11 protein-coding genes are annotated in these 13,648 nt (G+C 70.0%); 7 read left to right on the top strand and 4 right to left on the bottom strand.

The features are described from left to right. Nucleotides 1-14 precede the first annotated feature (14 nt). The 3 genes from AB5J73_RS11670 to AB5J73_RS11660 all read right to left on the bottom strand — a co-directional run bounded on the left by AB5J73_RS11670 (nucleotide 15) and on the right by AB5J73_RS11660 (nucleotide 5,765). On the bottom strand, nucleotides 15-2,264 hold the full coding sequence (locus AB5J73_RS11670; RefSeq protein WP_370969704.1) for a transglycosylase domain-containing protein: 2,250 nt from the start codon (nucleotides 2,262-2,264) through the stop codon (nucleotides 15-17). A 299-nt stretch (nucleotides 2,265-2,563) separates the two neighbouring features. After that, the gene (locus AB5J73_RS11665) at nucleotides 2,564-5,302 is read right to left on the bottom strand and encodes a transglycosylase domain-containing protein (protein ID WP_370969703.1); all 2,739 of its coding nucleotides are present in this window, start codon (nucleotides 5,300-5,302) and stop codon (nucleotides 2,564-2,566) included. 67 nt (nucleotides 5,303-5,369) lie between these two features. After that, nucleotides 5,370-5,765 carry a DUF5318 domain-containing protein gene (locus tag AB5J73_RS11660; RefSeq protein ID WP_370969702.1) on the bottom strand — a complete coding sequence of 132 codons (396 nt, stop codon included), beginning with the start codon at nucleotides 5,763-5,765 and terminating at the stop codon, nucleotides 5,370-5,372. 246 nt (nucleotides 5,766-6,011) lie between these two features. Between AB5J73_RS11660 and AB5J73_RS11655 the strand changes: the two genes are divergently transcribed. The 4 genes from AB5J73_RS11655 to AB5J73_RS11640 all read left to right on the top strand — a co-directional run bounded on the left by AB5J73_RS11655 (nucleotide 6,012) and on the right by AB5J73_RS11640 (nucleotide 9,051). Continuing rightward, nucleotides 6,012-6,557 carry a PadR family transcriptional regulator gene (locus AB5J73_RS11655; protein WP_086856499.1) on the top strand — a complete coding sequence of 182 codons (546 nt, stop codon included), beginning with the start codon at nucleotides 6,012-6,014 and terminating at the stop codon, nucleotides 6,555-6,557. A gap of 72 nt (nucleotides 6,558-6,629) precedes the next feature. After that, nucleotides 6,630-7,718, top strand: coding sequence for an inositol-3-phosphate synthase (locus AB5J73_RS11650; RefSeq protein WP_370969701.1), 1,089 nt, complete (start codon nucleotides 6,630-6,632; stop codon nucleotides 7,716-7,718). A 104-nt stretch (nucleotides 7,719-7,822) separates the two neighbouring features. Continuing rightward, entirely contained in the window at nucleotides 7,823-8,341 is a 519-nt protein-coding gene (locus AB5J73_RS11645) for an RNA polymerase sigma factor (protein ID WP_370969700.1), read from the top strand. Beyond that, nucleotides 8,338-9,051 carry a hypothetical protein gene (locus AB5J73_RS11640; protein WP_370969699.1) on the top strand — a complete coding sequence of 238 codons (714 nt, stop codon included), beginning with the start codon at nucleotides 8,338-8,340 and terminating at the stop codon, nucleotides 9,049-9,051. The genes AB5J73_RS11645 and AB5J73_RS11640 overlap by 4 nt, the downstream gene beginning before the upstream one ends. Here the strand turns inward: AB5J73_RS11640 and AB5J73_RS11635 are convergent. Next, nucleotides 9,014-9,655 carry an HAD family hydrolase gene (locus AB5J73_RS11635; protein ID WP_370969698.1) on the bottom strand — a complete coding sequence of 214 codons (642 nt, stop codon included), beginning with the start codon at nucleotides 9,653-9,655 and terminating at the stop codon, nucleotides 9,014-9,016. The genes AB5J73_RS11640 and AB5J73_RS11635 overlap by 38 nt on opposite strands. A 67-nt stretch (nucleotides 9,656-9,722) precedes the next feature. On the opposite strand from AB5J73_RS11635, the gene AB5J73_RS11630 reads away from it, so the two are divergent. From AB5J73_RS11630 to AB5J73_RS11620, 3 genes are all read left to right on the top strand, one after another. Further along, nucleotides 9,723-10,181: a MarR family winged helix-turn-helix transcriptional regulator gene (locus AB5J73_RS11630; RefSeq protein ID WP_370969697.1), complete on the top strand. Its 459-nt coding sequence runs from the start codon at nucleotides 9,723-9,725 to the stop codon at nucleotides 10,179-10,181. Then, the gene (locus tag AB5J73_RS11625) at nucleotides 10,171-11,388 is read left to right on the top strand and encodes an MFS transporter (protein WP_370969696.1); all 1,218 of its coding nucleotides are present in this window, start codon (nucleotides 10,171-10,173) and stop codon (nucleotides 11,386-11,388) included. The genes AB5J73_RS11630 and AB5J73_RS11625 overlap by 11 nt, the downstream gene beginning before the upstream one ends. Before the next feature lie 111 nt (nucleotides 11,389-11,499). Beyond that, nucleotides 11,500-13,563, top strand: coding sequence for a PhoX family phosphatase (locus AB5J73_RS11620; RefSeq protein ID WP_370969695.1), 2,064 nt, complete (start codon nucleotides 11,500-11,502; stop codon nucleotides 13,561-13,563). Nucleotides 13,564-13,648: the final 85 nt, after the last annotated feature.

The raw sequence follows: 13,648 nt of genomic DNA, 5'->3' as shown, positions 1-13,648 counted from the left end.
CGTGGTTCAGCCGGCTACCCCTCCGGGTCCGGCGTACCGGTCGGAGTCTCCTTCGGGGTCGTCGACGGCTTCGTGTGCTTCGGCGTGGTCGACGGCTTCGACTCCCCGCTGGTCTGGTCGCCGCCGTGCTGGTCGCCGTTGTCGCCGTCGTCCGCGTTGTCGTCGGTCGGGGTCGCGTCCGTCGTCGTCGCCACGTCGGACGACGGCGGGGGTGCGACCGCGCCGCCGATGCGGTCGACCTTGTCGAAGCGCTCGCCCGGCTTGCCCGTCAGGTACAGCGACAGGAACTTCTGCCACATCGGGCCGGCGATCGTGGAGCCGTAGATCGGCGAGTTGTTCCTGCCGTGCAGCGGCTTGTTGCCGTCGCCGCCGACCCAGGCCGCCACCGAGACCGACGGGGTGTAGCCGACCATCCACGTCTGCGAGTTCGCGTTCGCCGCCCACGCCGGCTCGCCCGCGACCTTCGTGTGCTGCTGCGTCCCGGTCTTGCCGGCGCACTCGTGGCCGTTGGGGCACTTCAGCTTCGAGAAGCCGATCACCGGCTTCAGCGCTTCGGTGACGTTGCCGGCGATCTGCCGGCTCTTGTCCGATTCGCTGTCGAACACGGCCTTGGCGTCGGTCGAGGCCTCCCACGCGACCTCGTTCTGCGCGTTGCTCACCTTCAGCACGAAGTGCCGGTCACGCTGCTGGCCGTTGGCCGCGAAGGTCGCGTACGCCGCGGCCATGTCCAGCGGGGTGATCTGGGTTTCGCCGCCGCCGAGGGAGATGTTGTTGTCCTTGGTGGAGATGATCGACTGGCCGCCGTCCTCCTTGACCTTGACCCCGGCTTCCTTCGCCGCTTCCTTGACCGGGCCCTGCTTGGTGTCGTGCAGGACCATGTCGTAGAACACGGTGTTCGCCGAGCGCTCCATCGCTTCGGCGACGGTGCACTGCTGCGAGCAGCTGCTGCCGGGGCCGGCGTTGCGCACGACGCGGCCGTCGAAGACGCGGTTGTTGGAGCCGTCGTAGGTGGTGTCGAGGCCCTTGCCCATCTTGAGCAGCGCGGTGAGGTCGAACGGCTTCATCGACGAACCCGGGTTCTGCGGGGTGTCCGCCCAGTCGCGCCCGGCCTGGTCCTGCCCGTTGACCTGCACGATCGGCTTGCCGCCGTAGTAGGCGAGCACGCCGCCGGTCTTCGGGTCGACGGCGACGAGCGCGTTGAGCAGGTTGTCGTCGACCTGGTTCTTCATCGCGTCGGTGGCGGCCTGCTCGGCGGCCTGCTGCGCCTTCGGGTCGATCGTCGTCTGGACCACGAAACCGCCGGAGTAGTAACGGTCTTCCGGGATGTCGTGCGCGGCCAGCTCTTCCTTCACCTGCTGCACGACGAACGCGGGCGGCGCGCCGGCCTGCTGCTTGCTGTCTTCCAGCGGGATCGGCGTCGGGAACTGCGCCGCCGCGCGGTCGGCCGCGCTGATGTAGTTGTTCTTCACCATCCGGTCGAGCGCGGTGTTCCAGCGGTCGTTCGCGACCTTGGGGTTCTCCGACCGGCCCGGCTGCTGGATCAGCCCGGCCAGCAGCGCGGCCTCCGAGAAGCTGAGGTCCTTGGCTTCCTTGTGGAAGAAGGCCTGCGAAGCCGCGCCCACCCCGTACGCCCCGCGCCCGAAGTAGATGATGTTCAGGTACGCGGTGATGATGTCCTTCTTCTCGTACGTCTGGTTCATCTTGAAGGACTTGGCCAGCTCGGTCCACTTGCGCGTCAGCGTGGGCGCGTCGTTGTCGGTGGCCTTCTTGATGTACTGCTGCGAAATCGTCGAACCACCGCCGGTGCCGCCGGTGGCCTGGTTGTAGACCGCGCGCAGCAGGCCGCCGACGTCGAAGCCCGAGTTGGTCTCGAACGAGTCGTCCTCGGTCGCGATCGCCGCGTGCTTCATGACGTCGGGGATCTGGTCCGGCGTCAGCAGCACGCGGTTGCCGCCGCGCGGGACGTCCTTGCCCATCGGCGAACCGTCGGCGTAGAGGTAGGTCACCGCCTGGCTCTGGTTCTGCGCGACCTCGGTCGGCGAGGGCACGTCGACCAGGAAGTACGTGATGACGAACGCGATCGCGGGCAGCACGAAGAACAACCCGAAGAAGCCGTAGGCGACCCGCCGGATGATCTTCCAGCGGCGCTTCTTGCGCTGTTCCGGCGTGAGGACCGGCTTGCCGTCTTCGGGCTGCTCGACGTCGTCGTAACCGGCCGGCTCCTCGTACGCGTGGTGCGTCATCAGCTCGGGACCGCCGCTCATCGGCGGCGGCTCGGGCCGGTACCCGCGCGGCGGCTGCGGCGGTTGCTGCTGCTGAGGGCGGCGCGGCGGCTGTCCGTGGGGCCCCTGCGGTCCGGACGGCCCACGACGGCGCGGATCAGGACCCTGGCCCGGCGGCCAGGAGCGGGATCGATCGTCGGGCACGGGGCAGTCCTCCAGGTTCGCGGGCAGCGACAGTCGCCACCCCTGTAGGAATGGACGTTCGTGAAGCCGCCGGGTTGTGGATGATCACCCTGAAAACGACTCAGGGCCCTCCGCGCGATCGCGGAGGGCCCTGCGGTCTACCCCGGGCCGGCGCCCGGCGGGGCAGCGACCCCGCCACCACCACCCGAGGTGTTGCCCAGCGGGAACGTCGGGGTTTCGCCCGGCCCGGGCCGCGTCGGGCGGCCGCTCCTCGACGTCGACGTCTCCGTGTCGGTGTTCGTCGGCTCGGTGCTCTCGGACGACTCCGGGCTCGTCGGCGTCGTCGTCGTGCTCGGCGTCTCCGGGGGCTTCGTCGGCGTCGTGGTCACGTCGTTGACGTCCTTGCCGATCGCCGCGACCTTGTCGAACTTCTCCGCCGGCTTGCCCTTGAGGTAGAGGTTCATGAAGTTCTGCCACGTCGGACCGGCGATGGTCGCACCGAAGATCGGCTTGTTCTTCGGGTCGTGCAGCGGCTTGTTGCCGTCGCCGCCGACCCAGACCGCGGCCGACACCGACGGCGTGTAGCCGACCATCCAGGTCTGCGCGTTGCGGTCCTTGTACGCCGCCGGGTCGTCGTCCTTGGCGGTGTACTGCTGCGTACCGGTCTTGCCTGCGCACTCGTGGCCGGTCGGGCACTTCAGCTTCGAGTGGTCGATGACGGGGACGAGCGCCTCGGTGACGTTGCCGGCGATCTGCTGGCTCTTGGCCGCGTCGTCGGAGAACGCCGGGTTGGTCTTGATGTTGTTCTCGTCGAACTCGACTTCGTCCTGCTTGTTCGTCAGCTTCGCGACGAAGTGCTGCTCGTGGTACGTGCCGCCGCTGGCGAACGAGGCGTACGCGGCCGCCATGTCCTCCGGCGTCACGGCCGTGCCACCACCGCCGAGCGAGATGTTGTTGTCGTCGGTGTAGAGGACGCTCTTGCCCTCCGGCGCGACCTTGACCCCGGCGTCCTTCGCCGCTTCCGCGACCCGCGACGGCTTCGTCACGTTCAGGACCATGTCGTAGAACACGGTGTTCGCCGAGATCTCCATCGCCTTGGCGACCGTGCAGTCCTTGCCGCAGCTCGCGCTGTCACCCGCGTTCCGGACCGTGCGGCCGCCGAGCACCCGGTTGTTGGAGCCGTCGAACGTCTCGCCGAGGCCCTTGCCCATCTTGAGGAACGCCGTGAGGTCGAACGCCTTCACCGACGAACCCGGGTTCCGGGCCTGGTTCGCCCGGTCCTGGCCGATCTGGTCCTTGCCGTTCGCGTCCTTCACCAGCTCCGGCCCGCCGTAGTAGGCGATCACGCCGCCCGTCTTCGGGTTGACCGCGACCAGCGCGTTGAGCAGGTTCTCGTCCGTCTGGCCCTTCATGCCCTCCTGGGCGGCCTGCTCCGCCGCGGCCTGCGCCGCCGGGTCGATCGTGGTGTAGATCTTCGCTCCGGTGGAGAACAGCCTGTTCTCGTCGTAACCCTTCGCCGCCAGCTCGTCCTTGATCCGCTGCTGGAGCTGGTAGGTCATCTTCCCGGAGTTTTCCTCCTTGTTCGCGTTCTTCGCGATCGGCGTCGGGTACTGGGCGGCGGCGCGCTCGTCCGCGCGCAGCCACTTGTTCGCGACCATCTGGTCCATCACGTACGTCCAGCGCTGCTGGGCGTACTTCTGGTTCTCCGACCGGCCGGGTCCCTGGATCAGACCGGCCAGCAGCGAGGCCTCGGACGCGTTGAGGTCCTTGGCGTCCTTGTTGAAGTACGCCTTCGCGGCCGCCTGGATGCCGTTCGCCCCGCGGCCGAAGTAGACGATGTTCAGGTAGGAAGTGATGATCTCTTCCTTGGACTGCTGGTTGTTCATCTTGAACGACTTCGCCAGCTCGGTCCACTTGCGGGTCAGCGTCGGGGCGTCGTTCTGCGTGGCCTGCTTGATGTACTGCTGGGAGATGGTCGAACCACCGCCCTGGCCACCGGAAACCTGGTTCCAGACCGCGCGCAGGATGCCGGTGACGTCGAAGCCCGAGTTGGTCTCGAACGTCGCGTCCTCGGCCGAGTACACGGCGTGCTTGACGACGTCGGGAACCTCGCCCGGCTTGAGCAGCTGGCGGTCGCCGCCCGGCGGGAGCTCGCGGCCCATCACCTGGCCACCGGCGTCGTAGTAGGTGATCGGCTGGTTCTGCAGCGACTTGATGCTCTCCGGCGTCGGCACGTCGACCAGGAAGTACGTGATGACGAACGCGATCGCGGGGACCACGAAGAACAGGCCGACGCAGGCGTACGCCACCCGGCGCACGATCTTCCAGCGGCGCTTCTTCTTCTGCGCCGGCGTCAGGATCCGCTTGCCGTCTTCGTCGAGCTCGTCCTGGGGCTCGACGTCGTCGGCGAACTCGTTGAACGCGGCGTCGTCGTAGCCGTCGTCGTACGGGTCGCGCCCGAAGTCGTCGGTGCCGTTGTGCGCGTGGTGGGTGATGAGGTCCGGTTCGCGGCCCGGGGGCGGCACGGGCCGGCCGCCGCGTGGCTGGCGGAAGCCCTCCGGCGGCGAAGCGGGCGGCGGGCTCTGCTGGGGACGCTGACCGGGCGGCGGGACGGCCCGGCGCGGCGGCATGCCCTGCTGCCCGCGGGGACGCTGCGGCCGCCGGGGCGGCTCCTCGCCCGGCCACTGCGGGCCGCCTTCGTCGCCGGACGGCCACTCGGGCGCGCCACCGCCGCCGCGCGGGTTGCCGCGGGGCGGGGTGTTGCGCTGGGGTCGGCGGGGGGCTTCTTCGCCGGGCCACGCCGGTCCGGGGTCTTCCCCCGGCCACGGGCCTGACTGGGCACGGCGAGGTGCATCTGGCTCCTGGCCGGGCCAGGAGCGGTTGCGGTCGTCGTTCACGAATGGGCCTCCCAGACCGGCGCCCGGTGGGGCGCCGTTCTGCGCTCTTCAGCGGTTGTGATCCAGCTCACCGGCCTGCGGTCCTTCGTGGACCGGCCGATTCCCCCGTGCCGAGGACGTACGACCGGACCAGGTGGTTCCAGTGGCACGCGCGGCACACTTCGACGTCGTACACGGTGAACTCGGCGAACATGCCGGCCATCCTGGCCAGCTCTTCGGGCGTCCTCGCCGAACCCGCGACGTGCTTGAGTTCGTCACCGTAGACCCAGGACACCAGGGTCAGCGGTTCCTGGCGGCAGATCGGGCAGGGCAGGTCACCGGCCCGGCCGTGGAACTTCGCCGCCCGCAGCAGGTACGGGCTCGCGTCGCAGGCTTCGTAGCTGCCGACGCGCCCGGAGCGGACTTCGGCCAGCAGCGCACGGCGCTGCAGCGCGTAGTCCACGACCTGCCGCTGGTTAATCACCAGGACAGAGTACGGGCTCTTCCTGTGCCGTCCACGCCCCCTAGCGCGACCACCTGCCCGACCGGGGCGGACACGCCGGACGTTCGATAACTCTCCGGTGAATTTCGCCCTCGGTGCGTACACGGTCGGGGTTAGCTTCGCCACTTCGATGTATCGGCGCGATATAGTGGCTGAGTAGGTTGGATCGAGGCGACCCGTTCGGAGCAACGCCCGTCGTCTCGGTTTGTTCCCGGAAGGGGGTGCGGTGTGCTGGAGTTCGCGATCCTGGGTCTTCTGCACGAAGCGCCCATGCACGGGTACGTGCTGCGCAAGCGGCTGCACGAGACGCTCGGCACGCTCCGGACGTTCTCGTACGGCTCGCTGTACCCGACCCTGCGGAAGCTGCTGCGGGCCGGGTACCTGGTCGAGGAGCTGGACGAGGCCGACGACCGGGCGTGGTCGCGGCGCGGACGGCGGGTCTACAAGCTCACCGCGGAGGGCAAGGAGCGCTTCGGTGAGCTGCTCGGCGACGCCGGGCCGCAGACCTGGGACGACGAAGGCTTCGGTGTTCACCTGGCCTTCTTCTCGCGCACCCCGGCCGACGTGCGGATGCGGATCCTCGAGGGTCGCCGCCGCCGGGTCGAGGAGCGCCGCGAGGGTTTGCGAGCGGCGCTGTCGCGGGCCGAGGAGAAGATCGATCGCTACACCCGCGAGCTGCACCGGCTCGGGCTGGAGACCAGCGAGCGGGAGGTGCGCTGGCTCAACGAGCTGATCGCGCACGAACAAGCCGAACGGCAGGGTCCGGAGACCTGAGCCGGCCGGCGCGGGCCGCAGCGTCGCGGCACCAGACCTACTGAACAGACACGGATTGAAGGAGAAACCCCCATGGGCGAGAACCGCCGCGTACGGGTGGCCATCGTGGGCGTCGGCAACTGCGCGGCGTCGCTGGTCCAGGGTGTCCAGTACTACCGCGACGCGGACCCGGCCACCCGCGTCCCCGGTCTGATGCACGTCGACTTCGGCGGGTACCACGTCCGCGACATCGAGTTCGTCGCCGCGTTCGACGTGGACGCCAAGAAGGTCAGCCGCGACCTCTCCGAGGCGATCTTCGCCTCGGAGAACAACACCATCAAGATCGCCGACGTGCCGCCGCTCGGCGTCACCGTCCAGCGCGGCCACACCCACGACGGGCTCGGCCGCTTCTACCGCGAGACGATCGAGGAGTCCGACGAGACCCCGGTCGACGTCGTCGCCGCGCTGCGCGAGGCCGAGGCCGACGTGCTCGTGTCGTACCTGCCGGTGGGCTCCGAGGTGGCGGACAAGTTCTACGCCCAGGCCGCGATCGACGCCGGGGTGGCGTTCGTCAACGCGCTGCCCGTGTTCATCGCCTCCGACCCCGAGTGGGCGAAGAAGTTCGAAGACGCCGGCGTCCCGATCGTCGGCGACGACATCAAGTCCCAGGTCGGCGCCACGATCACGCACCGCGTGCTGGCGAAGCTGTTCGAGGACCGCGGCGTCCAGCTCGACCGGACGATGCAGCTCAACGTGGGCGGGAACATGGACTTCCTGAACATGAAGGAGCTCGAGCGGCTCGAGTCGAAGAAGATCTCCAAGACCCAGTCCGTCACCTCGCAGGTCGACCGCGACCTCGGCAAGGGCAACGTCCACATCGGACCGTCGGACTACGTGCAGTGGCTCGACGACCGCAAGTGGGCCTACGTCCGGCTCGAGGGCCGTGCGTTCGGCGACGTGCCGCTGAACCTGGAGTACAAGCTCGAGGTGTGGGACTCGCCGAACTCGGCGGGCATCATCATCGACGCCGTGCGCGCCGCGAAGATCGCGAAGGACCGCGGCATCGGCGGCCCGATCCTGTCGGCCTCCTCCTACTTCATGAAGTCGCCGCCGGAGCAGTACGACGACGCGACCGCGCGCGACGCCGTCGAGAAGTTCATCCGCGGCGAGGTCGAGCGCTGATCCTCCGCTGAGGAAGAAGGCCGTCACCGCTGGTGGCGGCCTTCTTTGCATGGTCCACTAAACCGGTGGGGCGGGGTGTGCGTTGGCGAGGTGTGAGTGCGAGCGTGGGCGAGAGCGTGCCGGGGGACCTGGGCGCGCCGACCTTCCACGACCTGTTCCGGGAGTACTTCGGCCAGATGACCCGGCTGGCGCACCTGCTCGGCGCGGACGACGCGGAGAACGTCGCCCAGGAGGCCTTCGTCAAGCTCCACCAGCGCTGGGACACCCTGGCCGACCACAGCCGGGTGGCGGGCTACCTCCGGACGACCGTGGTGAACATGTCGCGGTCGCGGACGCGGCACCTGCGCGTGGTCCGGCGCACCCCGCAGGAGCGGCCGCCGGACGAGCTGTCGGCCGAGGTCAGGGCGGTGGCCAACTGGGAGCACCGGCAGCTGCGCGCGGTGCTCGAAAAGCTGTCGAGGCGACAGCGCGAGGTCCTCGTGCTGAGGTATTGGCTGGACCTGAGCACGGCGTCCATCGCGGAGACGCTCGGCATCTCGCCCGGCACCGTCAAGGCGACCACCCACCACGCGATGGAGAACCTGCGCAAGCACTTGGGGGACGACCTGGGAGGTGAGCGATGACCGACCTCGAACGCAAGCTGGCCGACGCACTGCGGGATGAAGCGGACAAGGTCACGCCCAACCTCGACGCGGCGTGGGCGGAGCAGGTGCGCCGGCAGCACCGGCCCCGGCGCCGCCGGGGCGCGGTGTGGATCGCCCCGCTCGCCGCGGTGCTGGTGGTGCTGACCAGCGTGTCGATCGTCACCCAGGTGAACACGGTCCAGCCGCCGCCGGCTCCGGCGGCGCGGCCGGGGCAGGACCTGGTGCTCGCGAAGCCGGTGATCTCGCCGCCCTCGCTCGACATGGGTGACTCGATGGCTCTCGTCGACTTCGCTGGCCAGACGGACGCCTGGACCTCGCACGCCGTCGTCGCCACCGGCGAGGGAGAAGCGCGCATGTTCTGCGTCGAGGCGCTGCTCAAGGGCGTGACCGGCGGCGGTCCGAACTACGGCACCGAGTCTCCGTCGTGCGTCCCGCTGGAGGGATATCCCGTCAAGGCGGGGTACGTCGGCAAGAACGGTGGGCCGCTACCCGAGGGCAAGGCGGTTTTTCTCACCGACCGGACTGTGCGGGAGCTGCGCCTCTACGACGCGGCAGGTGACTTGAGCCAGGCCAAGGCGCTCGGCGCGCTGGGCCCGGGGCTGCTGTTCCTCGCCGACGTCAAGCCCGGTTCGCCGCCGGTGCGGTTCGAGGTCAATCCGGAAGTCCAAGCGCACCCGGCAAGCCGGTGATCTCCGCCACCACCGCCGTCGCCTGCGCGAGCACCTCGGGGTCCGGCGGGAAGTGCGGGTTCGGCACCGAGTACACCGCCATCTTCGCCGCCAGCGCGGACCGCAGCCCGTTCGTCGTGTCCTCCACGGCGGCGCAGTCCTCGGGCGCCACCCCGAGCAGCTCGGCGGCCCGCAGGTAGACGTCCGGTGCCGGTTTTCCGGCGCCGACCTGCTCCGACGACACCGCCGCCCCGACCGGCAGGCCGGTCACGTCGAGGAAGCCCTTGATCAGGATCACCGGCGACGAGCTGGCGATCGCGACCGGCCACCGCGCCGACACCTGCCGCACGACGTCCACCGCACCCGGGATCAGGGGCGGCTCCGCCGCGTACCGGGCGGCCATCCGCTTGACGACGATCGTCGCGATCTCGGCCGGCGTCGTCCGCGCGCCGAGCTCCTCCACCAGGTAGCGGGCCCATTCCGGGGTGCTCATCCCCTGCTGGGCGCGGGTGGCCTCCTCGCGCCAGGTGCCGCCGTGCTCGGCGACGACCGCGCGCCGCACCTCGTCCCAGATCCGCTCGGAATCCACCAGCACGCCGTCGAGGTCGAAGATCACCGCGTCCATGCCCCAGAGCGTAGCCTGTGAGAGGAGTTACTTAGTCACCCTTACTAATTTTTGTTAGCCTGGCTAAGTGACTTCCCCGATCGCCGACCTCGCCCACCGGCTGCGGCCGCTGGTCTTCCGGCTGTACCACCAGGTGCGCCGCCAGACGCCGCAGCTGTCGCTGACCCTCACCCAGGGGTCGGTGCTGAGCGAGCTGGTCAACGGCGGTCCGCGGCGGATGAGCGCGCTGGCCGAGTTCGAGCAGGTCAAGCTGCCGTCGATGACCGACGTCGTCGGCCGCCTCGAACGGCTCGGCCTGGCGGCCCGCCGCCCGGATCCCGCCGACGGTCGCGCGGTGCTCGTGGACGTCACCGACGAGGGTCGCCGCTTCTACGCCGAGACGGTCGCCGCCCGGGAGGAGTTCCTCCGCGAGCGGCTGATCGCCATGGACGACCCCGACCGCGCCGCGATCGAAGCCGCCCTCCCGGCCCTCGCCAAGTTGCTCGTGGACACCAAGAAGGAGGAACTGATCAGCGATGAGCGCTGAACACCACTCGAGCCTGCTGGACGCCGTCAAGGGCCAGCCCAAGCAGGTGTGGATCACCGCGTTCGCCGCGGTCATCGCCTTCATGGGGATCGGTCTGGTCGACCCGATCCTGCTGTCGATCGCCAAGGGCCTGGACGCGACGCCGTCCCAGGTCACCCTGCTCTTCTCGTCCTACCTCGGCGTCCAGGTCATCGCGATGCTCGTGACGGGCGCGGCGAGCGCCAGGTTCGGGCCGAAGCGCACCGTCCTCGTCGGGCTGACGCTGATCGTCGCGGCCACCGCCCTGTGCGCGGCCGCCGGGTCGATCGAGCAGCTGGTCGGGCTGCGCGCGGTCTGGGGCCTCGGCAACGCGTTCTTCATCGCGACGGCGCTGTCGGTGATCGTCGGGGCCGCGACCGGCGGCCAGTCCGGCGCGATCCTGCTCTACGAAGCCGCGCTCGGCGTCGGCCTGTCGGTCGGCCCGCTGCTCGGCGCCCTGCTCGGCAGCATCTCGTGGCGCGGCCCGTTCCTCGGCACTGCGATCCTGATGGCCGGCGCGCTCGTGCTGTGCGCGGTGTTCCTCAAGAGCGACAAGCACGAGAAGCGCGAGCCGATCAAGCTGCTCGACCCGCTTCGCGCGCTGAAGCACACCGGTCTGCTGCGCACCTCCGTCGCCTCGGCGCTGTACACCGCCGCCTTCTTCGCGGTCCTGGCCTGGTCGCCGTTCGTGCTCGGCTGGAGCGCCATCGCCGTCGGGCTGATCTTCTGCGGCTGGGGCCTGTGCGTCGCGGTCGCCGGCGTCGCCCTCGCGCCGCGGCTGGCCGCCAAGCTCGGTGAACGGCACGCCGCCGCGGCCGCCGTCTTCGGCTACGCCGTGCTGATGCTGGTGCTCGCCGTGCCGAGCAAGCCGGTCCTGGTCGCCGGGATCATCGTCTCCGGGCTGGTGTCCGGCCTGCTGAACACGCTGTTCACCGGCACCGCGATGTCGATCAGCGACGCGCCGCGCCCGGTCGCCAGCGCGGGCTACAACTTCTGCCGCTGGCTCGGTGGCGCCGTCGCCGCGACGCTCGTCGGGCACGTCGCGGAGTGGTTCGGCTCGCCGCAGGCGCCGTTCGTCGCCTCGGCCGTCCTGTGCGTCGTCGCTGGCGTCCTGCTCTCGCTGCGGGAGAAGAAGGCAGACCCGCACACGGTCCCGCGGGAAGCGGTGCTCGTCGGCGAAGAGTTCTGAGCCACGGCCATTCGGGTGAGCGGTACATCTGCCGTTCACCTGAATGTCTGGAATGGCTGGTTTCGGAGGCTTACGGTCGGTTCGTTCCCGAACTCCCACCATGGAGGCCTCGTGCCCGACCGTCTGCTTCCGCTGTTCCCCGCCCACCCCGGTGGCCGCTCCCCGATCACCTGCGAATACCGCTGCGGCAACGCCTGTGCCCACCCCGAGCCGAACGAGTCCGGGAACGAGTACTTCGGTGACGTCGTGAAGGACGTCTCCCGCCGCGGGGCCTTCAAGGCCGGCGCCGTGATGGCCGCCGCCGCGGGCGGGTTCGCGGCGCTCTCGGGGACCGCGGCCGCCGCGCCGGTCGCCGCCCCGGTCGCCAAGCCGCGGCCGGTGCCCGGCACCGACTTCGACCCGGTCCCGCCGAACAAGCTCGACGCGGTCAGCGTCCCCGACGGGTACGCCCAGCGCGTCGTGATCCGCTGGGGCGACCCGGTGGTGCCGGGCGCCCCGAAGTTCGACTTCACGAAGCAGACCGCGGCCGCGCAGGCGAAGCAGTTCGGCTACAACAACGACTTCGTCGGCCTGATCCCGCAGGACCCGCTGGGCCGGACCAACCTGCTCGTCGTGAACCACGAGTACACGGCCGAGGTGCACCTGTTCCCGGCCGACCAGTACGACGCGGCGAACCCGACCGAGGAGCAGGTGAAGATCGCCTGGGCGGCGCACGGCCTCTCGGTGCTGCTGACCCGTCGCGACCCGGTTCGCGGCGGCCTCGAGGTCGTCCCGAGCCGGTACGGCCGCCGGATCACCCTCGACACGGTCTTCGAGGTGCGCGGCCCGGCCGCCGGGTCGAAGTACCTGAAGACGTCGGCCGACCCGACCGGGCGCAAGGTCCGCGGCACGCAGAACAACTGCTCCGGCGGCGTGACGCCGTGGGGCACGGTGCTCTCCGGCGAGGAGAACATCCACCAGTACTTCGCGAACTCCGAGAAGGTCACCGACCCGGTCGAAGCCGCGCGGCTGAAGCGGTACGCCATCGGCACCGGCACGAGCACCCGCAAGTGGGAGCGGTTCGACAAGCGCTGGGACGTCGCCCAGGAGCCGAACGAGCCGAACCGGTTCGGCTGGGTCGTCGAAATCGACCCGAACGACCCGACCTCGACGCCGATCAAGCACACCGCGCTCGGCCGCCTCAAGCACGAGGGCGCGAACATCAAGATCACCGCCGACGGCCGCGTCGCCGCCTACTCCGGGGACGACGAACGCTTCGAGTACATCTACAAGTTCGTCTCGAACGGCAAGTACAAGCCGGGCAAGAGCGCGCACGCGCGCCGGCACAACTCGGCGCTGCTCGACGACGGCACCCTGTACGTCGCGCGTTTCACCGGTGACAGCCCGGGCGAGGTCGACGGCACCGGCAAGCTCCCCGCCGACGGCGAATTCGACGGCGCCGGCGAGTGGATCCCGCTGGCGAGCGGCGACAAGTCCTTTGTGGACGGGTTCACCGCCGAAGAGGTCTACGTCTTCACGCGGCAGGCGGCCGACAAGGTCGCCGCCACGAAGATGGACCGCCCGGAGGACATCGAGCCGAACCCGGTCAACGGCCGGATCTACGCGGCGCTGACCAACAACAGCGACCGCGGCGCGGCGGGCAAGGCCGGCGTCGACGAGGTCAACCCGCGCGTGGCCAACAAGAACGGGCAGATCCTGGAGTGGGAGGAGGCCCGCGGCGACGCGGCGTCGACGAAGTTCTCCTGGCGGCTCTTGCTCGTCTGCGGTGACCCGGCCGCGGCCGACACCTACTACGGCGGCTTCGACAAGACCAAGGTCAGCCCGATCTCCTGCCCGGACAACGTCACCTTCGACCGCCACGGCAACCTGTGGATCTCCACCGACGGCAACGCGCTCGGCTCGAACGACGGCCTGTTCTCGGTGCCGGTGACCGGGCCGGAGCGCGGGCACGTCAAGCAGTTCCTTTCGGTGCCGGTCGGCGCCGAGACGTGCGGCCCGGTCGTCACCGACGACCTCGTGCTCGTCGCGGTGCAGCACCCGGGCGAGAACGCGGCGAGCTCGGCGAACCCGACGTCGCACTGGCCGGACGGCGGCACCGCGCAGCCGCGGCCGTCGCTCGTCTCGGTGTGGAAGAAGGGCCGCTTCGGGCGGCCCGGCCGCATCGGCGAGCGCTGACGCGCGCGGCCCGCGCCGGCCCGAGGTTCACTCTTAAGTGGACGGTTCTCGGCCGGTGCGGGCCGGTGCCACGCGCCATAGTCGA

Source organism: Amycolatopsis sp. cg9 (assembly GCF_041346945.1).
In the GTDB taxonomy this organism is placed as follows: domain Bacteria; phylum Actinomycetota; class Actinomycetes; order Mycobacteriales; family Pseudonocardiaceae; genus Amycolatopsis.
Note: the sequence above shows the minus strand (reverse complement) of the source record. Positions and strands in the feature narration are given on the sequence as shown.